At 55.5% G+C, this 25,016-nt stretch carries 14 protein-coding genes; 3 read left to right on the top strand and 11 right to left on the bottom strand.

Annotation, left to right across the window (positions count from 1 at the left end):
• Positions 1 to 3: 3 nt before the first annotated feature.
• The 8 genes from V2154_RS15280 to V2154_RS15245 all read right to left on the bottom strand — a co-directional run bounded on the left by V2154_RS15280 (position 4) and on the right by V2154_RS15245 (position 13,239).
• A complete protein-coding gene (locus V2154_RS15280; RefSeq protein WP_353504008.1) occupies positions 4 to 1,149 on the bottom strand; it encodes a DegT/DnrJ/EryC1/StrS family aminotransferase in 1,146 nt (381 codons plus the stop codon).
• A 525-nt stretch (positions 1,150 to 1,674) separates the two neighbouring features.
• Entirely contained in the window at positions 1,675 to 2,013 is a 339-nt protein-coding gene (locus V2154_RS15275) for a YegP family protein (RefSeq protein WP_353502920.1), read from the bottom strand.
• A gap of 160 nt (positions 2,014 to 2,173) precedes the next feature.
• The gene (gene baeR, locus V2154_RS15270; RefSeq protein WP_034792146.1) at positions 2,174 to 2,893 is read right to left on the bottom strand and encodes an envelope stress response regulator BaeR; all 720 of its coding nucleotides are present in this window, start codon (positions 2,891 to 2,893) and stop codon (positions 2,174 to 2,176) included.
• Positions 2,894 to 4,279, bottom strand: coding sequence for an envelope stress sensor histidine kinase BaeS (gene baeS / locus V2154_RS15265; RefSeq protein ID WP_353502919.1), 1,386 nt, complete (start codon positions 4,277 to 4,279; stop codon positions 2,894 to 2,896).
• On the bottom strand, positions 4,276 to 5,751 hold the full coding sequence (mdtD, locus tag V2154_RS15260) for a multidrug transporter subunit MdtD (protein WP_353502918.1): 1,476 nt from the start codon (positions 5,749 to 5,751) through the stop codon (positions 4,276 to 4,278). The genes baeS and mdtD overlap by 4 nt, the downstream gene beginning before the upstream one ends.
• Positions 5,748 to 8,861: a multidrug efflux RND transporter permease subunit MdtC gene (gene mdtC / locus V2154_RS15255; RefSeq protein WP_353502917.1), complete on the bottom strand. Its 3,114-nt coding sequence runs from the start codon at positions 8,859 to 8,861 to the stop codon at positions 5,748 to 5,750. Before mdtC ends, mdtD begins: the two co-directional genes overlap by 4 nt.
• A complete protein-coding gene (locus V2154_RS15250; protein WP_353502916.1) occupies positions 8,858 to 11,980 on the bottom strand; it encodes an MdtB/MuxB family multidrug efflux RND transporter permease subunit in 3,123 nt (1,040 codons plus the stop codon). The genes mdtC and V2154_RS15250 overlap by 4 nt, the downstream gene beginning before the upstream one ends.
• The gene (locus V2154_RS15245) at positions 11,980 to 13,239 is read right to left on the bottom strand and encodes an MdtA/MuxA family multidrug efflux RND transporter periplasmic adaptor subunit (protein WP_353502915.1); all 1,260 of its coding nucleotides are present in this window, start codon (positions 13,237 to 13,239) and stop codon (positions 11,980 to 11,982) included. Before V2154_RS15245 ends, V2154_RS15250 begins: the two co-directional genes overlap by 1 nt.
• Positions 13,240 to 13,508: 269 nt before the next feature.
• Between V2154_RS15245 and V2154_RS15240 the strand changes: the two genes are divergently transcribed.
• Complete coding sequence (locus V2154_RS15240) at positions 13,509 to 14,465, top strand: aldo/keto reductase (protein ID WP_353502914.1); 957 nt, start codon at positions 13,509 to 13,511, stop codon at positions 14,463 to 14,465.
• A 58-nt stretch (positions 14,466 to 14,523) separates the two neighbouring features.
• Here the strand turns inward: V2154_RS15240 and yegD are convergent, their stop codons facing one another.
• A complete protein-coding gene (gene yegD / locus V2154_RS15235) occupies positions 14,524 to 15,876 on the bottom strand; it encodes a molecular chaperone (protein ID WP_353502913.1) in 1,353 nt (450 codons plus the stop codon).
• 653 nt (positions 15,877 to 16,529) lie between these two features.
• On the opposite strand from yegD, the gene alkA reads away from it, so the two are divergent.
• The gene (gene alkA / locus V2154_RS15230; RefSeq protein ID WP_353502912.1) at positions 16,530 to 17,414 is read left to right on the top strand and encodes a DNA-3-methyladenine glycosylase 2; all 885 of its coding nucleotides are present in this window, start codon (positions 16,530 to 16,532) and stop codon (positions 17,412 to 17,414) included.
• A gap of 9 nt (positions 17,415 to 17,423) precedes the next feature.
• On the opposite strand, the gene V2154_RS15225 is transcribed toward alkA, so the two are convergent.
• Both V2154_RS15225 and mgtE read right to left on the bottom strand, forming a co-directional pair.
• Positions 17,424 to 20,420, bottom strand: coding sequence for a PAS domain S-box protein (locus tag V2154_RS15225; protein ID WP_353502911.1), 2,997 nt, complete (start codon positions 20,418 to 20,420; stop codon positions 17,424 to 17,426).
• Between the two features lie 209 nt (positions 20,421 to 20,629).
• On the bottom strand, positions 20,630 to 22,069 hold the full coding sequence (mgtE, locus tag V2154_RS15220) for a magnesium transporter (protein WP_353502910.1): 1,440 nt from the start codon (positions 22,067 to 22,069) through the stop codon (positions 20,630 to 20,632).
• A gap of 706 nt (positions 22,070 to 22,775) precedes the next feature.
• Here mgtE and V2154_RS15210 point away from each other — a divergent pair.
• Positions 22,776 to 25,016, top strand: a complete 2,241-nt coding sequence (locus tag V2154_RS15210; protein WP_353502908.1) for a sensor domain-containing phosphodiesterase — start codon at positions 22,776 to 22,778, stop codon at positions 25,014 to 25,016.

Below are 25,016 nucleotides of genomic sequence, written 5' to 3'. Positions count from 1 at the left end.
TTTTTAAAAAACCCGTTCTGAAGAGGGGGTATGATGGCTAACGCAAGCAGATGATTTCACCAACTCGCTGATCATCACAACATCATCATGGGTTAAATCAGGATAGATGGGCAAGCAAAGAACTTCATCTGCCACTGCGTTGGCAATCGGCAAATTTCTTGCTGTGGCACCCGAGCAATCACTATACATCGGCAAATTCGATATTAATGGATAAAAATAGCGTCTTGTGTGCACTCCCGCCTCTTTCAGTTTGTCGTATAATGCGTCTCGCGTCAGAGGATATTCAGTGCTAACAAAAATAGGGAAATAACTGTAATTATGGGTCGCAGAATCCCATGGTTCAGGATTCCTGATCCCTGAAACTCCATTTAAAAGCTCGCGATATAAGCTATCAATGGATTTACGTTTGGAAATCGCCTCATCAATATAATCCAACTGCAGTAAGCCAAACGCCGCCTGAAGTTCATTCATCTTTCCATTAATACCTGATGCGACAATTTTAGTTTCATTAGCGAAACCAAAATTCTTTAAATAATCAATGCGCTTTTTCATATTAATGTCGTTACAAACGATTGCACCGCCCTCGAATGTATTGAACACTTTAGTTGCATGAAAACTCAGTACAGAAAGATCGCCATGCCTTAAAATTGAACCGCCTTCATCTGTAACCCCAAAGGCGTGAGCAGCGTCATAAATACAGCGCAAACCATAATTATTGGCAATTTCGCCAATTAACGTGGTGTTACAGCTACGGCCATAAACATGGACTGGCATGATTAAACTGGTTTTAGGTGTAATAGCCTGCTCAATTTTATGGGGGTCCATGCAGCAACTGTTTTTATCGATATCAACAAATACCGGCGTAAGATGATTCCAGATGACACTGTGTGCCGTGGCGACAAATGAGTAGGGTGTCGTGATCACTTCCCCCTGAATTCTTAGCGCCTGCATTGCTACAATAAGTGCTAATGTTGCATTGTTAAATAAGCAAACATAAGGCACGCCTAGATACTCAGCCAGAGCCGTTTCCAGTTTTTGGTGAAACGGGCCTCCATTGGTGAGGTTTTTGGACGCCCATATATCTTTCAAATACTCTAGATATTTATCTAAAGGTGGCATGAAGGGTTTTGTTACGGTAATTACACTCATCTTTTCTGCGTCAGCTGTATTCATTTGTTCCGCAATGCCTGTTATATGCTTTCAAAATGGATCAGTCGGAATTACCGCTATTAGCAATAGCCGTAACTCAGGACTTCATTGTTCACAATTCAGTAATAAATAATGATTAAGCAAGTCCCGTGCCATTAAATATGTTGTTTTATTTCAATGGGATGGGTAAGCGGTGGAAGGGCGTAGGAAGAGGAACTTCCGCTTATAGCGGAAAGGAAGTGGGCTTTACAGTCTCGGACTTCAATGAGGTGTTAAATGATATTTCTAAGGTAGTAAGTATTTTAGGGAGTATTCATTATTATTCAATAATGGGTAAATTTCCCATGTGACACTTATGGATACCCCAATGTAAAACCTGAAATTTGGTCATTTATCAATTGGGGTATCACTTAAGTGCCACTGAGGTGGGTATTTAATGTTTATATCACAGAGACTGATTTGACCATTAAATAGTCGTTGTAAAGGATGATTTGCCTTTCCAAGTCGCCCCATTTTCTGGTGAACCTAAGCGGTCAAATCACGGATATCCGTGGTTGGGCCGTTTTTCGTCACCGAGGCAATGCCTTTACGGGCCGAGGCTTCGGCGGTGTACATTTCGCTGACGCCGATAATCTGATGATTTTTCGCCTTGAGGACAAAATAGTGCTGACCGTCTTTTGCCGGTTTCACTTCGTACTGCTTCTCATCCGGGGAGTTAGACTGCACTGAGGCAATGCCATTCTCAGCAGAGGCTTTACTGGCGTACATTTCGCTGGTGAGAATAGTCTCGCCATTGCTCGCCTTTAAATTAAAGTGGAACTGTCCATTCTTGGCTTTCTTGAGTTCGTAGTGACCGGTAGCCATAAAAGTTTCTCCAGTGAGTGATTTCATCCAGAGATAAGTGTAGTTAATGGCTGATTTTTCACAGGCAGCACTCCGCCGCCGGATGTTTTTATAACCAAAACTGTGATCTGTTTAACAGACTCTCAGGTTCTTTACATTTATCAGCCGCCGGTAGCGGCACTCAAATGATCTGGCAGGGTTCGGCTTCCCAGCGATATCCCACGCCGTAAACCGCGCGAATAAAGGCTTTATCGCCGTCGATGGACTCCAGCTTGCGGCGCAGGTTCTTGATATGGCTGTCGATAGTTCTGTCGGTTACCACGCGGTAGTCATCGTATAAATTATTCAACAGCACTTCGCGGGTGAAGACGTAACCCGGTTTGACCGACAGGGTTTTCAGCAGGCGGAATTCTGCTGGAGTGAGATCCAACTCGTGGCCCTGATAGCTGGCCTGGAAGCAGGCTTCGTCAATATGCAGGCCGAAATCTTCGCTGACGCCCTCCACCGGGCGCACGCAGCGGCGCAAAATAACTTTGACCCGCGCCACGACTTCACGCGGGCTGTAAGGCTTGCAGATGTAGTCATCCGCGCCGATCTCCAGCCCCAGCAGGCGATCGATCTCTTCGGTTTTCGCCGTCACCATCATGATAGGAATGTCGGAGAACTGGCGAATGTCGCGGCAGATACTCAGGCCACTGATGCCAGGCAGCATTAAATCCAGCAGGATCATCGCCGGTGGGTTGGCTTTCACCAGCGGCACCACGTCGCTACCGTTGGACAACCACTGAGTGGCGTAACCTGCGGCTTCGAGGTAGTCCACCAGCAGCTGTCCTAGCTTTGGCTCATCTTCAACAATCAAAATTTTCAACGGCGCGTTGGCGGAGAGTGTGGAGTCGTTCATTCAGTTTCTCTGTCCGTGTGGGATCGAAAGCGGCAGGCAAATCGTCATACAGACGCCGCCGGAAGGTGAATGGCTAGCGCTAATCCGCCCGCCGTGGGCTTCGACAATGTTCTGGCAAATCGCCAGTCCGAGGCCGGAGCCGCCGCTGGCGCGGTTGCGTGAACCTTCGGTACGGTAAAATCGCTCGAAGATGCGCTGAAGCTGCTCGTCGCTGATGCCCGGCGCGCTGTCCTGAAAGCAAATATGCAGCGATTTGTCTTTTTTGCTGGCGATGATTTCCAGACCGCCACCGGGATCAGTATAGCGCAGGCTGTTTTCCAGCAAATTATTGAACAGTTGGGAAAGGCGCTGCGGATCGCCGAACAGCAGCACTTTTTCCGGCAGTTGGGTAGTCAGGGTCAACTGCTTTTGCTGGAAACGGTCACGGAAACCGGCCTCGGCAAGTTGGATCAGATGAACAATGTCGATCTCTTCTTTGCGATAGGCCAGCGCTCCCGCGTCTGATAGCGACAGCTGATGCAGATCATCCACCAGCTTGGTCAGAATCGACACCTCGGACTGGAGCGAGCCGAGTGAGTCGAGCGACATCTTGCGCACGCCGTCCTGCATCGCCTCCAGCTCGCCGCGCAGCACCGCCAGCGGAGTGCGCAGCTCGTGGGAGATATCGGCCATAAAGGCCCGGCGCATCTGCTCATTCTTCTCGAGGGTGGTCGCCAGCTGATTGAAGTCCTGCGCCAGCTTGCCCAGCTCATCCTGGCTGTCCACTTTAACGCGGGTGCTGAAATTGCCCGCTGCCAGCTGGTGCGTACCCTTCACTAAACGTTTTACCGGCGCCAACATGCCGCGTGACAGCAGCCAAGTGACCGCCGCTGCCAGCAGGGCGGTGAAACCGACGATGATCCAACTGGTGCGATTCTGCTGGCGATCAAAGTTGATGTCGGCATTGCGCGTCAGGCGTTCGGCGGGGGTCGACAGCACGGTGCCGATAGTCACGCCGTTCACCACCATCACGCGGCGCGGGCCGCGCATGTCCGGCGGGATCGGGTAGTCGGAGCCGCCAATGCGCTGGTCATGGCTGTCGAGGATCCAGAACTTGGTGCGCCAGCCCTGAGGCGGCAGGCTGCTGCCGTTACTCTGCTCAAACGAACGCATAATCTGGTAGATCAGCTTGTCGTTTTTTTGCAAAAACTCCCAGTTGCCGTGCTGCTTGTACTGGTCTTGCAGGGTGTCAGCCAACAGCTCGACGCGCTGCTCATTGCTCTGGCGGATATAGTCGATGAATCCACGTTCGAAGCTCATCCTCACGCCCCAGTTCATGGTGATTAACACCAAGCCGCAGGTGAAGAAGATGGCCATAAACAGCTTGGCGGTGATTCCTGGTCTCATGATTTTCTCATCGGATCGGGTGAGCCTGCTTGCGCGCGGCGACGGTCAATCAGGGCATTTTTTCGGTCATCGTTCGGCACGCGGGAGAAAATCCACGCCGGAATGGCGATAACCAAGGCCATGCATAAATAGCAATAAAGGAAGGCGGTGTGCATATTCTCGCTGCCCGCCTGCACCTGCTGATGGGCGAACAGGCCGAGGAAGATACCGGCGACGCTCACCCCGACGCTCATTGACAGCTGCATAATCATCGATAGCAGGCTGTTGCCGCTGCTGGCAAGGCGCGGCGGCAGGTCTTTCAGCGTCAGCGTGTTCATCGACGAAAAGCGCAGTGAGTTCACCATCCCTTGGAAGAACAGCACGATAGGGATCATCCAGAACGCGCCGTAAATGGCAATCAGTGGGAAGATCAGGGTTATCAAGGCCAGCAGCAGCGTAGCGGTGACCAGCGCCCGGCGATACCCCAGTTTGTTCACCAGCCGCACCACCACGCGCTTCATGCCCATGCTGCCGAGCACCATCGGCACCATCATCAGACCGGCGTGGAAAGGCGTGAAGCCGAGGCCGAGCTGTAAAAAGACCGGCGTCATAAAGGGCAGCATGCCGCTGCCGATGCGGCCAAAAAAGCTGCCAATCAGGCCAATTTTAAAGGTGGCGGTGTGGAACAGGCGCAGAGAGAACAGGGCGGAGAGGTTACCGCGCGCGTGCAGCCAATAGATGCCGAGCGAAGCCAAACCGACCGTCACCAGCAGCGCCAGTTGCCAGCCCGACAGCCCCAGCCCGCGACTGCCGTCCAGCGCCAGCGTTAGCGTCGCCATGCCAATCGCCAGCATCACAAAGCCGCTGATGTCGAAGCGCCGGGTCTGCATCTGGTAATTGGGGATAATCATGATGGTGGCGATACAACCGGCGATGCCCACTGGCAGGTTAATCAGGAAGATCCAGTGCCAGCTGGCGTACTCCACCAAAAAGCCGCCGAGCGCCGGGCCAAGTAGCGGGCCGACCTGTCCGGGCAGCGTCACCATGGTCATCGCCGCCATATATTCACTGCGCGGCACGATTTTCAGCACCGTCAGCCGCCCGACCGGCACCATCATCGCGCCCCCCACGCCTTGCACCACGCGGGACATCACCAGCTCCTGTAAGCTGGAGGACTGCGCGCAGAGCAGCGAGCCGAGCGTAAATAAAACAATCGCCGAGAAGAACACCCATTTGACGCCGATACGGTCGGCCAGCCAGCCGCTGGCGGGCAGCATCACCGCTACGGTCAGCACGTAGGCCACCACCACGCTGTGCATATGCAGCGGGTTTTCACCCAGACTTACCGCCATCGACGGCAGGGCGGTATTGACGATGGTGGTGTCGAGCGCCTGCATAAAGAAGCCGAAGGCGACAATCCACAGCTGCCAGCGAACCGAGGGCGGCAAAGGTGCGGGTGGGGGTGTTTCTGTTATCTCTGTCGGTGAAGTCATAAATCCGTATCCGCCAATGGCGCAATTTTGGTTGTTGTTGAGTTAGGACTAAAGCGGCTGCGCAATCGGTCAAAGAACAGGTAAACCACCGGCGTGGTGTAAAGCGTCAGTAGCTGGCTCATCGCCAGACCGCCGACAATGGTGATACCGAGTGGCTGGCGGAGTTCTGCACCATCGCCCGAGGTGAGAACCAGCGGCAGCGCGCCAAACAGCGCCGCCAGCGTAGTCATCATGATTGGCCTAAAACGCAGCAGGCAGGCCTGAAAGATAGCTTCGCGGGCGGTGAGTTGGCCCCGCCTTTGTGCATCGAGCGCGAAATCCACCATCATAATCGCGTTTTTTTTCACGATACCAATCAATAACATAATGCCAATCAAAGCTATCAGACTAAAGGGCGCGCCAAACAGCTCCAGCGCCAGCAGCGCACCCACTCCGGCTGACGGCAGGGTAGACAATATAGTCAGCGGGTGAATGTAACTCTCATATAATATGCCCAACACAATATACACCGTCGCAATGGCGGCGATAATCAGCAATAGCTGGGAACGCAGCGTTTCCTGAAACACTTGCGCCGTCCCGGCGAACTGGCCGTGAATGGTCGCAGGCACGCCGAGCTGGGTCATGGTGCGCTCAATGGCCGCCGAGGCGTCGGACAAACTGCCACCCTCCGGTAGGTTAAACGACACCGTCCCCGCCGCCGACATCCCCTGATGATTGACCTGCAACGGCGCGCTGGCGGGCTGCCACTTGGCAAAATCAGACAGCGGGATCGATTTCCCCTCGCTGTTGATAATAAACATTTTGCTCAGCGAACTGACATCCTGGGTGTACTGGGGTGCGACTTCCATCACCACTTTGTACTGATTGAGCGGCTGGTAGATGGTGGAAATCTGCCGCTGGCCGAAGGCGTTATTGAGCAGAGCGTTGGCGGCCGAAATGGAGATCCCCAGCCGGGCCATGGTGGCGCGGTCATAGGTCAGCTGCATCTCTGCACCTTTATCCTGCTGGTCGGAACTGACGTCAGCCAGCTCCGGCAGATTGGTCAGCGCGTCGGTGACTTTCGGCACCCACTGGCGTAAATCCTGCAAATTGTCCGACAGCAGCGTGTATTGGTAACTGGCGTTGCCCTGCCGCCCACCGACTCGCACGTCCTGCACCGCCGACAGGTACAGCCCCGCGCCCGGCTCTTGGGCGGCGGCCACGCGAATGCGGGCAATCACCTCTTGGGCATTGCTTTTACGCTCGGACAGCGGCTTGAGCGAAATAAACATCATACCGCTGTTAGTGCGCGACCCGCCGGTATAGCCGGTGACGTTGGCGACATCTTTGTCCTGACTGACGATGCGAATAAAGTCCGACATTTTGCCGCGCATCGCCTGAAACGAAATGCTCTGGTCGGCCTGAATAAAGCCCATCAGCCGCCCGGTATCCTGCTCGGGGAAGAAGGTTTTGGGAATCGAGATATAGAGCCAAACGTTGAGCGCGATGGTCGCCAGCAGCACCACGCCTACCCAGCGGGCGTGGTTGAGCACCCAGTTCAGCGAGCGCCCGTAGCCCTGCTGCATGCGCAGCAACAGGCTAGTCAGCCCGCGTTTCTTCGGCTGTTTTGGCAGGGAGGAGGCGCGTAGCGTCCAAGCGCACATCATCGGCGTTAAGGTCAGTGAGACGACCAGCGATATGCCGATAGCCACAGAAAGCGTCACGGCAAATTCGCGGAACAGGCGCCCCGGCAAGCCACTCATCAACAGCAGCGGGATAAACACCGCCACCAGCGACACGCTCATCGACAGCACAGTAAAGCCCACTTCCTTCACCCCTTGCAGGGCGGCGTTCATCGGTTTCATTCCCGCTTCGATATGGCGCGAAATATTCTCCAGCACCACGATAGCGTCATCCACCACAAAGCCGGTGGCGATGGTTAGCGCCATCAGCGACAGGTTATTGAGGCTAAATCCGCACAGATACATGGCAGCGAAGGTGCCGATGAGTGAAACCGGCACCGCCACGGCGGGGATCAAGGTGGCGCGGCCCGAGCGTAGGAACAGGAACACCACCAGAATCACCAGTCCGACGGCGATGGTCAGCGAGGTTTCGACCTCTTCCAGCGAGGCGCGAATGGTGGGCGAGCGATCCTGCGCCACCTGCATGTCGATAGAGGCGGGCATGGATTCGCGCAGGGCGGGAAGCTCGGCGCGGATCCTATCAATGGTGGCGATGATATTGGCGTCGGCGCTGCGGCGGATCACCAGCAAAATCGCCGGGCGCACGCTGCCGTCGGCCAGACTGGTTTGCCCGGCATTGCGCTGATCCTGCACGCCATCGGTGACAGTGGCGACGTCGCTCAGGCGCACGGTGTTGCCATTGCTGACGTGGATCACCAGCGGCGCGTACTCTTTGGCGGTTTTTAGCGCGTCGTTGGTGCGGATTTGCCAGTGCGAGTTGCCATCTTCCAGCGCGCCCTGCGGCTTGCGCACGTTGGCGGCGGCGATGGTTTGACGCACGGCGTCAAGGGAGACGCCCTGATTGAACAGGGCTTCCGGGTTGAGGTCGACCCTCACCGCCGGTAAAGAACTGCCGCCGACCGTGACGTCGCCCACGCCGTCCATCTGCGAAATGGTCTGCGCCAACTGGGTGGAGGCGTAGTCGTAAAGCTGGCCCTGACTGAAGGTGTCGGAGGTCAGGGTGATGATCATGATGGGCGCATCGGACGGGTTGGCTTTGCGATAGGTCGGGCGGCTCGGCATGCCGGAAGGCAGCAGGCTCTGCGCGGCATTGATCGCTGCCTGCACGTCGCGCGCCGCGCCGTTGATGTCGCGGTCAAAGTCGAATTCGAGAGTGATGCGGGTGCTGCCGAGCGTGCTGGTGGAGGTCATTTCATTCACCCCGGCAATGGTGCCCAAGGTGCTCTCCAGCGGCGTGGCTACCGAGGCGGCCATGGTTTCCGGGTCAGCCCCCGGCAGTGACGCGGTGACCGAAATCACCGGGTAATCCACCTGCGGCAGCGGCGCGACCGGCAGCAGGCGGAAGCCCAAAATGCCCGCCAGCAGGATAGCCAGCGTCAGCAGGGTGGTGGCCACTGGCCGGTGGATGAACAGCGCGAAAACCTTCATCCGTCAGTCCGTGGGTGGCTGGTGCGAGGGCGAACGCGGCGCGCCAGTTTATCAAACAGCAGGTAAATCACCGGCGTGGTGAACAGGGTCAGCACCTGACTGACAATCAGCCCGCCGACCATGCAGATCCCCAGCGGGCGGCGCAGTTCGGCACCCACGCCGGTGCTGAGCATCAGCGGCAGCGCGCCGAGCAGCGCCGCCAGCGTGGTCATCAAAATCGGCCTAAAGCGCAGCAGGCAGGCTTGGTAAATGGCCTCGTACGGTGTCATGCCCTGATCGCGCTCGGCGGCCAGTGCGAAGTCGATCATCATGATGGCGTTCTTCTTCACGATACCAATCAGCAAAATAATGCCGATGATGGCAATCACGTCCAACTCGCTGCCCGCCAGCATCAGGGCCAGCAGCGCCCCGACCCCCGCCGTCGGCAGAGTCGAAAGGATGGTGACGGGGTGAATAAAGCTCTCATAAAGCACCCCGAGCACGATGTACATCGCCACTACTGCCGCCAAAATCAGCCACAGCGTGCTGCCGAGTGCGGCTTCAAACGCCAGCGTCGCCCCCTGGAACTGCACGCTGATATCCGCAGGCATCGCCAGATTTTGCTGGGTGTGTTTAATCGCCTCAACCGCCTCGCCGAGTGAGTAACCCGGCGCGACGTTAAACGACACGCTGGCCGACAGGAACTGGTCGAGGTGATTGACCGAAAGCGCGGTTTTTCGCTGCTCGAACTGAGCGATGGCGCTGAGCGGAATGCTGTTGCCGTTGCTGCCATTGAGGCGAATATCCTGCAACGCGCTAAAGCCCGGCGTTTGCGCCGTGTCGTGCACCAGCACCACGCGGTACTGGTTGGCTTGGGTATAAATAGTGGAAATCAACCGCTGGCCGAAGGCGTTATACAGCGCGTTATCGACGTCGGTCAGGCTGATGCCCAACCGGCTGGCGCTGTCGCGATCCACCTTGATATAGGCTTCTAGCCCCTGATCCTGCCAGTCGCTGCTGACATCCTGAAGCTGCGGCAGGGTGCGTAATTGCTCCAACAGTTGCGGCACCCAGCGGCCGAGCGAATCCGTGGTCAGGGTTTGCAAGGTGAACTGGTACTGCGTGCGGGCGACCTGCGTGTCGATGGTCAAATCCTGCACCGGCTGGAGATAAAGATCGACACCCGGCACCTTGGCGACCTCGTCGCGCAGGCGCGGAATAATGGTATCAACGCGATCGCTGCGATCGCTCAACGGCTTCAAAGCTATCTGCAAACGGCCGGTATTCAGCGTCGGGTTGGCGCCGTCCACGCCGATAAACGAGGTCAGGCTTTCGACATCCGGGTCTTGTAGCAAAATCGCCGCCACCTGCTGCTGGCGCTCTGCCATATTGCTAAAGGAAACCGACTGCGGCGCGACCAGCGTGCCTTGAATCAGGCCATTATCCTGCACCGGGAAGAACCCCTTGGGGATGAGTAAATAGAGCAGGGCGGTGAGCGCCAGCGTGCCCAGCGCCACTCCGAGCGTCAGCCACTGGTGGCGTAGCACCACGGTCAGCCCGCGACCGTAAGTAGCAATCACCCGGTCAAACATGCGTTCGGAAGCGCGGGAGAAACGGTTCTGTTTGCGCAGCGATTCGTGGCTGAGCATGCGGGCGCACATCATCGGCGTTAGGGTCAACGACACCACGGCGGAGATCAGAATGGCTATCGCCAGCGTGACGGCGAACTCGCGGAACAGCCGTCCGACGATATCGCCCATAAACAGCAGCGGGATCAGCACCGCAATCAGCGAGAAGGTCAGGGAGATGATGGTGAAGCCGATTTCTCCGGCCCCCTTCAGCGCGGCATTGAGCGGCGTTTCGCCCTTTTCGATGTAGCGCGAAATGTTTTCGATCACCACGATGGCGTCATCCACCACGAAACCGGTGGCGATGGTCAGGGCCATTAGAGTCAGGTTATTGACTGAAAAACCGAGGAAATACATTGCGGCAAAGGTGCCAATCAGCGACAGCGGCACGGCCACGCTGGGGATAAGCGTCGCCGCCATATTGCGCAAAAACAGGTACATCACCATCACCACCAGCGCGACGGAGAGCAGCAGTTCGAACTGCACGTCGCTCACCGAGTGGCGAATGGTCACGGTGCGGTCAGTCACCAGCTCGACCTTGACCGATTTCGGCAAGTTCTCTTGCAGAATCGGCAGGATGTTGCGAATGCTGTCCGCCGTGGTGATCACGTTGGCCCCCGGCTGGCGCTGAATATTGAGCACGATGGCGGGCTTTTTATCGGCCCAGGCCGCCAGTTTGTCGTTTTGCGCCCCTTGTTCAATCTCCGCGATGTCCTGCAATCTGACCGGCGCGCCGTTTTGGTAGCTGACCACCAGCGCGCGGTAGTCGGCGGCGCTTTTCATCTGATCATTGGCTGATAGCGTCACCGAGCGCTCCGGCCCGTCGAAGCTGCCTTTGGCCGAATTGACGTTGGCTGCCGCAATCGCCGTGCGCACCTCTTCGCTGGTTAAACCCAGTGCCGCCATGGCGGGCGCATTGAGTTTGACGCGCACCGCCGGGCGCTGACCGCCGGAAATACTCACCCGGCCGACGCCGCTGACCTGCGCCAGCTTTTGCAGCACGCGGGTTTCCACCAAGTCTTCTACCTCCGTCATTGCCATCGCGCTAGAGGTCACCGCCAGCGTCATGATTGGCGGGTCAGCCGGGTTAACTTTGCTATAAACCGGCGGGTTCGGCAGGTCGGTCGGCAGTAGGTTGGTGGCAGAGTTGATGGCTGCCTGCACTTCCTGCTCGGCGACGTCCAGCGACAGGTCGAGGCCAAACTGCAAGGTGATAACCGACGCGCCGCCGGAGCTTTGCGACTGCATCTGTTTCAGGCCGGACATCTGCCCAAACTGGCGCTCCAGCGGGGCGGTAATGGCGGACGTAGTGACGTCGGGGCTGGCGCCGGGATAGAGCGTCACCACCTGAATGGTCGGGTAATCCACCTCCGGCAGCGCGGCGACCGGGAGGGCGCGATAGCCAATAATGCCCGCCAACAAAATGGCGATCATCAGCAGCGTGGTGGCGACCGGGCGGAGGATAAACAGGCGGGAAGGGCCGCCCTGTGGTCTGTCTGGCATCACCTGCATTAGGAAGAAGACCTCTGGCGATGGTGTTTGCCCGCGTGTTTCTCAGCGTTTTTCTCCGCCTCGGCGGCCTGCGCGGCGGTTTGCGGCGCAATCACTTCCACGGTCGCGCCTTCCGTCAGACGGTCAATGCCGTCAGTGACCACGTTTTCTCCGGCACTCAGTCCGCCGGTTATCACGGTTTGTTGGCTGTCTTGTGTGCCGGTGGTAACAATGTGTTTGCTGACTTTCTTCTCATTGTCCACCACCCAGACGAAGTGGCCTTCGTTGCCCATCTGCACGGCGGCGGTCGGCACCACTACGGCGTTTTGCAGGGTGCCGATTTTCAACCGCGCGTTGACGAATTGGTTAGGAAACAGCGCGTTATCCTGATTGTCGAACCGCGCTTTCAGCTTGATTGTGCCGGTGGTCGGGTCGATTTGGTTATCCAGCGTCAGCAGCTGGCCCTGAGTTAAGAGGTGCTGATTGGTTCTGTCCCAAGCTTCCACCACCAGGGGGTGACCTGCGCGCTGCGCCTCAACAATGGTGCTGATGTTGGCTTCCGGCAGAGTGAAAACGGCGTCAATCGGCTGGGTTTGGGTGAGAATAACAATGCCGGTGGTATCGCCGCTGGAGATAATATTGCCGATATCCACCTGTTTAAGCCCGACGCGGCCATTGATTGGCGAAGTGATTTTGCTGTAGGTCAGTTGCAGCTTGGCGCTGTCCACCGCGCCTTTGTCCACGGCTACCGCGCCTTCGCTCTGGCGAACCAGCGACTGCTGGGTGTCCAGCTCTTGGCGCGAAACCAGATTGGTTTTCACCAGTTGCTGATAACGGGCCAAATCGCGGCGGGCGTTGTCCAGCGTGGCCTGATCTTTGTCGAGCTGGCCCTGTGCCTGCGTCAGTTGAACCTGAAACGGTCGCGGGTCGATTTCCGCTAGCAGGTCACCGGCTTTCACCTGCTGCCCTTCGGTAAAGTGCAGCGCCATCAGCTGGCCGTCCACCCGGCTGCGTACCGTCACGGTGTTGGACGCCGTTACCGTGCCTAGCCCACTGAGATATTGCGGTACCGATTTTTTCACCGCCAGCGCGGCCTGCACCGGCGGCATCGGCATATTGCGGCGACCCCCGCCGGAGCCTGAGGCGCGTTTCTGCTGGGTTGCGCCCGGCGTATTGTTGCCCGACGCTGAAGATTTATCGACATAGAAATACCATACCGCCAGCGCGGCAATGACCAATACCAGCAAAGTAATAAACAGTCTCAGAGGGCTTTTTCGCACAGTATGGGTCTTCCCTTGGTAGATAAATCTTATTAATTAAAGGGTAGCAATGATTTCCGCCGATCTACGGGCGTTTTTCGGTTCTTTTAGGGGTGATATTGTAGCCAGCAGGAGGCAGTGAAAAATGGAGGAAATAAGGAGAGATTTTCATAATTTGTGTAAATAAGGCCTTATCCTGCCTGACTTTTTTTGAACCAATGCTACTGTTATTGTTCACCTTAAAATAGTTAATAAGCGAAGCATTATTCACGTCAGAAAAAGGAAACGTTATGAGTAAAAGAGAATTAGGTCGTTCAGGAATTCAGGTGCCGGTGCTCACTTTTGGTGGCAACGTATTTGGCTGGACGGCGGACGAATCCACATCTTTTAGCCTTCTCGACGCCTTAATTGACCATAAGCTTAATTTTATTGATACCGCCGATGTCTATTCCAGCTGGGTTGAAGGCCACAGCGGCGGCGAATCAGAAACTATTATCGGCAAATGGCTGAAAAAAAACGGCAAGCGCGACCAGATTATTTTGGCGACCAAGGTCGGCAAGCCGATGGGCGAGGGCAAAGTGGGCTTATCGCCGCGCTACATTAAACAGGCTGTTGAAGCTTCTTTGAAGCGCCTGCAAACCGACCATATTGACCTCTACCAATCGCACGATGACGACGCCGACACGCCATTAGCCGAGTCGATGGCGGCCTTCGACGCCTTGATTAAAGAGGGCAAGGTGCGCGCCATTGGTGCTTCGAACTACAGCGCGCCGCGCCTGGCAGAAGCCTTAAAGGTGAGTAAAGAGAACGGCTTGGCGCGCTATGAAACCCTGCAACCGCTCTACAACCCTTATGACCGCAAAGTCTACGAAGAAGCGTTAGAGAAGGTGGTGACGGACAACGGCCTGGGCGTGATCAACTTCTATGGCCTTGCCGCTGGCTTCCTGACCGGGAAGTACCGCACCAAGGCAGATGCCAGCAAAAGTAAGCGCGGCGAGTCGGTGGTTGAGCGCTACCTGAATGAGCGCGGACTGAAGGTGCTGGCAGCACTCGACAGCGTGGCGGAGAAACACGGCGTCAAGCCGGGGCAGGTGGCGCTGGCGTGGCAAATCGCCCGCCCGAGCATCACCTCGCCAATTGTCAGCGCGACCTCCCTCGAGCAGCTAGACGAGCTGGCAACGGCCGCCACCTTGAAACTCGATGATGCCGATATTGCGTTGATCAATGAAGGCAGCCGCTGGGAATAAGTCAGCCAGCGAGAAACAAAAAAACCGCCCTCGGGCGGTTTTTTATTGCGGCTAAATCTTAGCGGAACAGCGTTTGTGCCCAGCGCGCCAAACCGGCGGTGACCGAGCCAAAGTCGTTGCCACCGACCAGTGGGATGCCCGGCAGCTGTGCCTGTAACGCGGCGCGCAGCAGCGGCGAACGGGCGCTGCCGCCGGTCAGGTAGATCACATCAGGCTTAATGTCGCTGGTGGAAAGCGCCAGATTAACCTGCTCCTGAATACGCTCCAGCGGCTGGGCGATGGCCTCGCTCAACTGCTGCTGGCTGATGCTTTCCGCCAGACCGGCTTCGATAAACTCCAGTCCGGCGATCACGCTTTCACGCTCCGACAGCGCAATTTTGCTCTCCTCTGCGGCACGAACCAGACGGTAGCTCAGGCGCTGCTGGTGGACTTTCAGCAGGCGCTTCACTTGGTCAGGCTGCGCGGCGTCGCGAATCAAATCGCGCAGCATGCGGCCATTGGCGACGCTGTAGAAATCGGCCTGCGCCGGCACGTCATTGGTCGCCACGGCGTTCCAATAAGGCAGCGCGGGAATGGCGATCCCCTTGGTCATTTCAGTGCCCATGCCCAGTTGCGGAGTCAACTGCTTGAAGGCGGTCATGATGTCGAGGTCGTTACCACCAACGCGGCAGCCGCTGTGCCCCAGCAGGCTTTGCTGGCGCTCGGCTTTATCACGCCACTGTGGGCCCATCAGCAGTACCGAGCAGTCAGTGGTACCGCCGCCGATATCCACCACCAGCACGGTTTTCTCTTCCGTCAGCGTGGCTTCAAAATCCAGCCCCGCCGCAACAGGTTCGAACTGGAAAGCGATATCGCGGAAGCCCGCGCGTTCGGCAGCGCGTTGCAAAATGCCCTGCGCCTGACGGTTCGCCTCTTCGCCACCCATCCCCTGGAAGTTGATCGGGCGACCAATCACCGTCTGCTCGATACTCTGCTGCAAAGCAGATTCAGCCTGACGCTTGATGTGGAACATCATGGCGCAGACCAAGTCTTCGAACAGGGCAATTTGTTGCGGTTTCAAGCCATTAGCGCCCAAGAAGGATTTCGGCGAGCGCACGAAATAGACTTCTTCCGGGTCTTCCATATAAGTAGAAAGCGCGTGCAAACCGAAGTTAACGCTGTTGGCATTGACCGGAATATCTTCTTCCCGGTTAAAACTGATACTGCGGCGCAGCAGAGCTAAATTCTCATCGCTGCCCGTCGGAACCTGCCCATGACGGTTCAGCCATTCGCTGACCGCTTCACGCGTAGGCGCACAGAGCATGGAGGGTAAATAAGGATCGTTGTTTTCCAACGCCAATAAGTGGGCGTCATTGCCGCGCATCACTGCTACCGAGCAATTCGCTGTGCCGTAGTCAAATCCAATAAACATCACGGTTCCCCATGCCAAAGAAGGGGGGGGACTTTATGTGGTTTTGGTTTTAATTTCAAATTTAAGTGTGGGGTTGGTTTTGATCCCTCCTCTTTCAGGAGGGGAGGCTAGGTGGTGTGTGGGGTTGGTTGCATTGAGCGTTGAATTAAACCACTACTCATCCCAGCCTTCTCCTCTGAGAGGAGAAGGAGCAAACCCAGCCGAAATACACCCTAAGCCACTGAGTTTTTTTGCAATACCCCCTCCCAACCCTCCCCTAAATAGGGGAGGGAGCAAGACAAACCCCACTGAAACGGTACGACATAAATGCCAGTAGGTCGCGTTCAGAAGTGACGCCGAGCAAGAGGTGGAAAACCGCGTGTCTCTTTACGCGGGTTGTAATCCCGCAGCGAGGGAACCGCCTAAGCGGCGGCACTTCGCGACGATCATCTTGGCCGCTGAAACATGTCCATCCCAACCCTGCGCAGCCTCGATCACACAACAATAAAAACGCAGGGTTCCAAGGGAGGCGCGTTTACGCCTCCCTTGGTCGGTGTGGGCCGACGCCCACGACCTTGAAGTTGAAGTTGAATTTGAATTTAAAAAGCCAGTCAGCGTGGCAACGCCCCCATTTCCTGTTACCTTTAATTTCCAAAAATAAATAGGCCCGCCCCGTGACTAAACCCCGCTACCTCCCTTATACGCCGCCTTACGACTGGGACTGGATGACCTCCTTCCTTGGCGCTCGCGCCTTAACGGGCGTTGAACAGATGCTGGATGGCTTCTACCAGCGCACGCTGCTAGTGCAGTCTGAAACCGGCACTATTGCGGGGTGGCTGCGTTTACGGCCATTGCTGGAAAGAAATTGCGTGGAGCTGAGCCTCTCGCCGTCGCTTGAACCTGTGGCAGAGCGCGTTGAGCGGCAGGTTAGCCTGCTGCTGGATTTAGACGCAGATCCGCACCTGATTGCCGCCGGGCTAGGGGAGTTGGCGCAAAACAACGTTGGGCTGCGGCTGCCGGGGTGTATCAATCGGTTTGAACTCACGGTGCGGGCGATCCTCGGCCAGCTGGTGAGTGTCAAAATGGCGGCGACGCTGGCGACGCGGCTGACGCAGAACTGGGGCGAAGCCATCGACACGCCTTTTGCCGGATTAACCCACCTGTTCCCGACGCCGGAACGCATTGCTCAACTGAGCGTGGATGACCTGCGCGGTATTGGCGTGCAGGCCAAACGGGCGGCCTGTTTGATTGGCGTGGCGCGGGCGGTGGCGGAGGGCAGCCTGCCGTTGGATAACATGCCGGATGTGCAACAGGGCGTGAAACAGCTGCTGGCGATGCCGGGGATTGGCGGCTGGACCGCCAGCTATATCGCCATGCGGGCCTGGTCAGCGCCGGACGTTTTTCTCGGCAGCGACTACCTGATCAAGCAGCGTTTTCCTGACACGACGCCGGGCAAAATCGCCCGCTACGCCCAGCGTTGGCAGCCGTGGCGCACTTACGCCACCTTGCATCTGTGGGCCAATAATGACTTTCTACCCGACGATGAGCCGCAGACGTAAACTGCCTGCTTAATGAATGCCAAAATAGCCGGTGTTGAGCAGCGTATTGAGCGACGTCAGCGGCGCGATGGTATCGCCTTCCACCAAATCAATGCCAATGCTGGTCAGCTTTTCCAAGGTTTCGTTTAAATCTGCCGGGCCAGCCAGCGTCTGCGCCGCCAGCCGATGAGTGTTGCCATGGAGAATCGTCACCAGCACTTCATCCATCTGGTTATAGTGTAGTTGGCTCATAAAGGTCGGGTCGATTTGCACGTAATCCACACTGCCTTCCGGCAAGGCATTAAATTCATTCAGATTTTTTCCAACGTTGCGCAGTACGATTTTACAACCACGCTGCCTCAGTTCGGCAACGTACCGCCGCAGATGCTCATATTTGAGCAACACATCGGGTTCAATCATCAGATTCACCGAGCCCATCGGCATCAGGGTGTTATCCAGCAGGCGATTTAACTCTTGCCGCAAACTCTCTTGCAGCAGGCTTTCCGTGGCGAGCGGGATAGCCACGCAAATTCCCTTATTATTGATACCCTTAGCATGAACCTCGAGGACCTGACGCAGCATCCACAGGTCGATTTCGGGCATCATGTCGTAAAATCGTGCGGCTTCCAACAGCAATTCGGCGTGCTGAATGCCATTCACCGGCTGCACGAATTGCAGCGAAAGTTGATAGAAGCAGACGGAAAGCGGCGTTTTCGGTGGTGACGCGGCGCGGCAGTTGAGCGACAGCTGATTTTCATTCAGCACGCGGCGAATATCCTCGGGGCGGAACAGCACTGCGTGGGAGGCCAATAAGCGTTTTTGCTGCTCTTCATAGGCAAATACCTGCCCCCGGCCGCGATTTTTGGCGGTGTAGCAGGCAACATCGGCTTGGGCCATGTATTCGCTGCTGCTGAGGGAAGCGTCCGTGATGCGCGTAATGCCCGCGCTGGCGCCAATGCGGTAAATTTGATTTTCCCACATGAATTGGAATTCATTGATTTTATTGACTAATGACTTTACCACTTGCAAACCCTGCTCGTGCTGACAGTCTAACAGCAATAGGGCAAACTCATCGCCGCCGAGGCGAGCCAGCCGGTCGCTATTGCGAATATGATCCTGCATGAGATGGCTTAATTGGCGCAGCAACTCGTCTCCCGCCGCGTGCCCGGCGGTGTCATTGACCGCCTTGAAATGGTCGAGATCGATAAAGGCCAGACTGTGATGTTGCTGCTGCTCGGCAGTCAGTTTTAGCGCTTCTTTCAGGCTATCTTCAAAGCTGCCGCGATTGGCTAAATCGGTAAGCAAATCGTGGGAGGCGCTGTAGCTGAGTTGGCGCATCAGCTCACGCGATTTACTTACGTCCTGTAGCACCAAGACTAAGCCGATTGGCTCGGCATTTAGTTTACGCATTGGCGAAATCGCCAGCTGCACGTCGAACTGCCCGGTGTGATAGCCGTGCAAAATCAGCGATTGCTCGAGGGAGGAGTGCAGATACTGGCTGCTGTACATGGCCATTAGGTCGTTAATCAGCTCGCCGTCTGGCCCAATGGTCAAGTGCACCACATCGCTGACCGGCTTGCCCTGCGCCTTCTGCTGACTCCAGCCGGTCATCTTCTCCGCCACCGGATTCATAAAGGTGATGTTCATCTGCTGATCGGTGGAGATCACGGCATCATTGATGGCATTCAGCGTGATGTGCAGTAGCTCTTTCTCTTCGTGCAGAGCTTCGCTCAGCCGGTTATTGGTGATTTCGGTGTGTTTTAGCTCATTGATATCTTCAATCTGAGCGATGAGATAGACCGGATTTTGCTCATCATCGCGCACCAGTGAAACCGCCAGCAGTGCCCAAACAATCTCGCCATCACGGCGTAGATAGCGTTTTTCCATCTGGTAGTTCTGAATCTCGCCGTCGAGCAGTTGCTGGAGTAGCGTCAGGTCTTTGCTCAGGTCCTCGGCGTAAGTAATTTCCTGAAATGTCAGCGTTTTCAGGTAGTCCGCCTCATAACCCAGCAGATTGCACAGGGCTTTATTCACCTGTAGCCATTTGCCCTGTGGCGACACCAGCGCCATGCCGATGGCGGAATATTCCATCGCATTGCGAAAACGGTTTTCGCTCTGAGTAATGTGTGACTTCTCGACGCGCAGGGCGTGCATCGCCATCGCCATGGCATTGGCGGGTAGCAGAATCAGCAGCAGCGGCGTGAAAAGCAGGCCCGGCGGCACCACGGTAATGTGCGGAACGATGTCGATAATGCCGGTGGTTTGCAGCAGCGCAATCATCAGGGTCAGGCTGAGGAAAATGAAAAATGCCTCAACGCGCGGCAAGCGTATCGCCGCCCACAGCAGAGGAATGGTGATAAAGGCAAAGGGGTAAGGCAGCCATTTTAGCGCCAGAAAAGCCGCCACCATGTTGATAATTAGGGTCGCCATCAGCTCAAGCAGGCGGCCTGAGTTGTGGAAAAGTTGCTGTAGATAGCCTCTCTGGTAAATCAAACCCAGCGGAGTGAGTGCCAAAATGGCGACCGCCTCGGACATAAACCAGGTCGCGAACCTTTGCTCTGACGCCTGTGGCGCAAGGGTGTGCTGGACAAAGATCGTCATGATAATGGCGCTGAGCAGCGGACTGAACACCACGGCCACCAGCAGGAATTTTGCCCAATTCGCCAGACCAGAGAGCGGGTCCTTGGTGGGCAGAAAGCGTCGCAGCAGCAGCGCGCAGGTGCCCGCCTCTAACAAGTTAATAAATAGGTAGGGCAGGTAGCTCGTAGACCACGAGTACGCCAAAAAGTGGGAGGCGGCGATGCCCAAGCCCGCGGCGCAAAACAGCGGAAACCAGTCGCGGTAGCGATGGTGGAATAAAACCGGGATGAGCAGTGCCGTCGGCAACCATACCGACGCCAGACTGGAGGATTGCTGGATGACCTTCATGCAGGCGAGTGCCAGCAGGCAGATGCTCACGGCCAGAACCAACAGGATTTTCCAACTGATGGGTGACTGTGAATCCAGACGGGATATGTTCTTTTCCACGGCAAAACCCTTTCTTAAACCCGTCCGGCCACGAACGATAAGCTTGCTGAATTCTACAACAGTAATGAATTGATAACGAACCTTGAGTGAGAAGAAGATCAGGTTTTTATGGGTTTAATGAGCTGAAGGAGTCAGCTATGGCCTTATCAGGGAAAACGAAGAGTAAAACCTTTGCTGCGCCTTGAGAATAAGGCGCAGCAAAGGGGGAGTTAAAGCAGGAAAATTGTTGCCAATCCAAGGAAGATGAAGAAACCGCCCGTATCGGTGATAGCGGTGATCATCACGCTGGCGCCCACCGCCGGGTCGCGGCCAAGCCTTACCATGGTCAATGGAATAATCACCCCCATGCTGGCGGCAACTAATAGATTGAGCACCATCGCCAATGTCATGACCGCGCCCATCTCCCAGTCGCCATACAGCAGCCAGGTAATGATGCCCATCAGGCCACCCCACACCAGACCGTTGATCAGTGCGACGCCCAACTCCCTGAATATCAGGAATTTAAGATTGCCGAGCTGCACCTGATGCAGCGCCAGAGCACGCACAATCATCGTGATTGTCTGATTACCCGTATTACCGCCAATACCGGCAACAATCGGCATTAATGCCGCCAGCGCCACCAGTTGCGAAATCGTACCTTCAAACAGGCCGATCACCCGCGACGCGACAAACGCGGTACAAAGATTAATGGCCAGCCACGCCCAGCGGTTTTTCACTGCCTTGCCTACAGGCGAGAACACGTCCTCTTCCGGGCTTAAGCCCCCCATGCGGCGCAGATTGGTGTCGGTATCGTTATTAACGAAATCGACAATTTCCTCGACCGTCAGGCGACCCATCAGTTTGCCCTTTTTGTCGATGACGGGCGCGGTGATTAAGTCATAACGTTCGAAGGCACTGGCCGCGTCTTCGGCTTTGTCTTCGGGTTCGAAGCAGGTTGGGTCATCGTTCATCACCTGGAAAACCTGGCGATGCGGCGAGTTAAGCAAAATGGTGGTGAGCGGCAGCTCGCCAAGTAGCATGTTGTTTCGGTCAGTGACGAACAGCTTGTCACTGGCTTCGGGAATGTCTTTACGGTAGCGCAAATAGCGCTGCACAGTGCCCAGCGTGACATCCGCGCGCACGGACAGCAGCTCGAAATCCATGATTCGCCCGACGGTATCCTTGCCGAACTTAACCACTTCGCGCACTTTTTCGCGCTGGCGCGGATCCAGCGAGGTCAGCACGCGGCCCATCAGGTCACGTGGCAGATATTCCGCCAGATAAACCTGATCATCCACGTCCAGCAGCGACATGGTTTTCAGCAGGTCTTTGTCGCTCATTTCCTCAATCAGACTGTCCCAGACGGTTTCTGAGACTTCTACTAAGGCTTTACCGCGATCTGCGGGATCGACTAAACGCCACAGCGCCAGACGTTCGCGCTCCGGCAAGGCTTCTAAAATATCGGCAAGGTCAGCCGGATGCAGCCCGTCAATCAGATTGCTGAGCTCGGCAGTCTGGTCCATTAGCAGGGACTGCGTGGCGGGGTCGATATCTTTGGATTCGCCGAGAATGCTGTCGGCAAGGTCGTCGCTGTCAAGCAGCAGGTTGAGGATGCGGGTACGTGTTTCCGCCAGCTTTTGTACGTGATAGCGATGCTTATTGGCAGACATGCTGCGTCCTTATCCTTTGAATTCCAAAACTAAAATATCAGGGTGTCGGTGTCGTCGATTGTTCTACCTGAGTCTGTTTTTGAGTTTGATGATGTGACCAGGCCCCGACGGCGGAGTAGACCAAGCGGCCGAATAAAATAATAAAGCTGATCGCTAATACGATCTTAGTCATCTTGATGTTGGCTTTTTTAGACATAGTAATTTCAGCTTATTAAACCGTAGCTCCATCAGGGTGAAATAATGATTTAAAACAGACTCATTCGCATAATCAATATATAGCACAACGCCTAACCCAGCCAGAAAAGTCTCATTGTGTAGGAGTGTTCCGTCAGGATATTCAGAATAATCTCGCACTCTGGGCGCTGGATTGAATTGTGAATAAAAATATCCGGCAGAGAATCATACGTGTATGAAATTTATAGGGTATTTTTTCACTCTTGAGTGAATGCATTTGAGGCGATTTTTACGCTAATTAGCAAAGTCTAGGTTTATTGATCCCCATCAAATAGTTTAATATGAGCCAACTTAGAATCTGGTTTTATTTTAGTGATGCTGCGAAATCTGTTTTTACCGCTTTTTGTGGCCAGTCTTTTGACGTTTCCTTAAACCCGTTGTTTCTTTGGCGTTGTTGACCGTTCATCTGGCCTCTCAATGATTCCAGCACGCGACCTGCGTGGATCGCCTGCGGAAAAACATGGCATATCCTATGAGTAAATTTTTATCTTGGCGTGAATACAGCCGCCACTGGTGGGGCCTGCCACTGCTGTGCGCACTGGTGTTTATCAATATCTCGTCTTACTTCTCGCCCATTATCTTCTTGCCGGAAGGTCGTACTTATTTGATGTACATGCCGCTGGCGGTGTGTGTAGCGCTAATGATGGTCTTTGATTGGCGCGCCTTGCCGGGTATCGCGATAGGCATGTTCATCCGCTATGACCTGCGTATCGGCGCCGAAATGGCATCGCTACTGACGCTTATCTATCTGTTCTGCCTGAGCGTTTCTTGGGCCGGTTATCGCTGGCATGCCGGTAAACGCTGGTCTGCGACCTTTGGGTTACTGCGTCTGCCGCTCCCGCGCGTCTTCTGGCTGGTGATTTTCCTCTCCTGCCTCTACATCTTTATTTTGCAAATCGTAGTGGAGTTGGGACTGCTGCCGGGCTATCTGGGCATGGTGACCCGTGAATTTATGACGCTGCGGACCCTGATCAATCTTCAGGCGATGATGCTGGGTATCTTGCTGAGTGGGCATCTGTGGTACCTGACGTTTCGCGTTTTGCGTAAACCTCGCTATCTGCGCGTGCTGCGCCAAATCATGCTTAATCAGCGCTCGCCGGGCGTGAAGTCTGTCGAGATTGTACTGTGGTTTGCGTTGCTGAGCGTGATGGTGATTTTGCTGAGCATGGAGGGGATCAGTGAGCCGATTGCCAAAATTCTGCTCAGCGATTACACCTTAACCCTGCTGCTGCCGGTGCTGCTGTTTGGTGCGATGCGCTACGGCTATCACTTTATTACGCTCGTCTGGACGGGGGCGCTGATTGTGCTGTTTAGCAATTATCGCGGCTTCATCAACGAGAAGGACTTTGTCCATAATCTGGTATTTGTTTCTGCCCTGATGCTGGTGTTTACCCTCTGCCTGCTGCTGATGGCCTCTATCTCGTCAATGCAACGCCAGCTGATGAAAAAGACCCGACAGGCCGCCCTGCTGGACCCGGTTTTTGGTTTGCCGAACCTGCGGGCCTTCAATCGTGACTTATCGCGCTATCCGCGCTCTTTACTCTGCTTTGTTCGCGTGTCGGAAATGGACGTGCTCAGCCGCAACTACGGCATGCAGTTACGCATTCAGTTCAAACAGCAACTGGCCACTGGCCTGCGGCCTTTCTTGCAGGAAGGGGAGAGGGTGTATCACCTGCCGGGGTACGATTTGGTGTTGCGTCTCAACTGTGATGAAACGCTGGAGAAATTGGACCGCTTGCAGCAATACGTCGATGATTTTCGCCTGATTTGGAACGGCTTGCCGCTGCATCCGAATATCGGTTTGTCCTACTGCACCGTCTTCCCGCCGGTTGAGCATCTGCACATGCTGCTGGGGGAGTTGAGCGGTATTGCCGAGGTGTCGCTGACCACCGGCAAGCCGGAGTCCAACAAAAGCGACCACAGTCAGGTGCAGAAAGAGATCAAATCCAAAGTGGCGATGCTGCATAAAATCCAGCGCGCGCTGGATGAAGATCGCTTCGTGCTGATGGCGCAGCCTATCGCCGGTATTCGCGGCGACAGCTACCATGAGATCCTGCTGCGCATGCAGGATGACGAGGGCGGGTTGATGACGCCGGAAAAATTCCTGCCGGTGGTGCATGAATTTGGTCTGGCCTACCAGTTGGATATCTGGGTGCTGAAGCACACCCTCATGTTTATCAACGATAACCGTGAGAAGCTGCCGAGCGTGCGCTTCGCGGTGAACTTCTCGCCGTCGACCTTCTGTCGCCCCTCTTTTAGTAGCCAATTCAAGGCGTTGATGGCGCAGTATCAGGTCGAGCCGTTCCAAATCGTGCTGGAAGTGACGGAATCTCACCTGCTGCATAATGTGAAATATGCTGATTTTTCCATGCGCGATTTACGCCACTACGGCTGCCGTATTGCGATTGATGATTTCGGCACGGGTTATGCCAGTTATGATCGCTTGAAGTTTATTCAGGCGGACATCCTGAAGATTGACGGCAGCTTCGTGCGCAACATGATGACGGACCCACTGGATGCCTACATCGTACAGTCAATTTGTCAGGTTGCGCGGATGAAACACTTGGCGATAGTCGCTGAGTTTGTGGAAACCGAACAGCAGCGCGAAGCACTGCGGGCGCAGGGCGTGGACTATATGCAGGGATATTTGATTGGAATGCCTGAGCCACTCAGCCAGCTGGTTCAGGAGCCGATAAACTCGGCAATAAACTAA

This window comes from Ewingella sp. CoE-038-23, from assembly GCF_040419245.1.
Classification (GTDB): Bacteria; Pseudomonadota; Gammaproteobacteria; order Enterobacterales; family Enterobacteriaceae; genus Ewingella; species Ewingella allii.
Note: the sequence above shows the minus strand (reverse complement) of the source record. Positions and strands in the feature narration are given on the sequence as shown.

What these genes read in the sequence shown, in the direction of transcription:
- V2154_RS15280 (WP_353504008.1), bottom strand. Translation starts at nt 1,149, where the DNA reads ATGAGTGTAATTACCGTAACAAAACCCTTCATGCCACCTTTAGATAAA.
- V2154_RS15275 (WP_353502920.1), bottom strand. Translation starts at nt 2,013, where the DNA reads ATGGCTACCGGTCACTACGAACTCAAGAAAGCCAAGAATGGACAGTTC.
- baeR (WP_034792146.1), bottom strand. Translation starts at nt 2,893, where the DNA reads ATGAACGACTCCACACTCTCCGCCAACGCGCCGTTGAAAATTTTGATT.
- baeS (WP_353502919.1), bottom strand. Translation starts at nt 4,279, where the DNA reads ATGAGACCAGGAATCACCGCCAAGCTGTTTATGGCCATCTTCTTCACC.
- mdtD (WP_353502918.1), bottom strand. Translation starts at nt 5,751, where the DNA reads ATGACTTCACCGACAGAGATAACAGAAACACCCCCACCCGCACCTTTG.
- mdtC (WP_353502917.1), bottom strand. Translation starts at nt 8,861, where the DNA reads ATGAAGGTTTTCGCGCTGTTCATCCACCGGCCAGTGGCCACCACCCTG.
- V2154_RS15250 (WP_353502916.1), bottom strand. Translation starts at nt 11,980, where the DNA reads ATGCAGGTGATGCCAGACAGACCACAGGGCGGCCCTTCCCGCCTGTTT.
- V2154_RS15240 (WP_353502914.1), top strand. Translation starts at nt 13,509, where the DNA reads ATGAGTAAAAGAGAATTAGGTCGTTCAGGAATTCAGGTGCCGGTGCTC.
- yegD (WP_353502913.1), bottom strand. Translation starts at nt 15,876, where the DNA reads ATGTTTATTGGATTTGACTACGGCACAGCGAATTGCTCGGTAGCAGTG.
- mgtE (WP_353502910.1), bottom strand. Translation starts at nt 22,069, where the DNA reads ATGTCTGCCAATAAGCATCGCTATCACGTACAAAAGCTGGCGGAAACA.
- V2154_RS15210 (WP_353502908.1), top strand. Translation starts at nt 22,776, where the DNA reads ATGAGTAAATTTTTATCTTGGCGTGAATACAGCCGCCACTGGTGGGGC.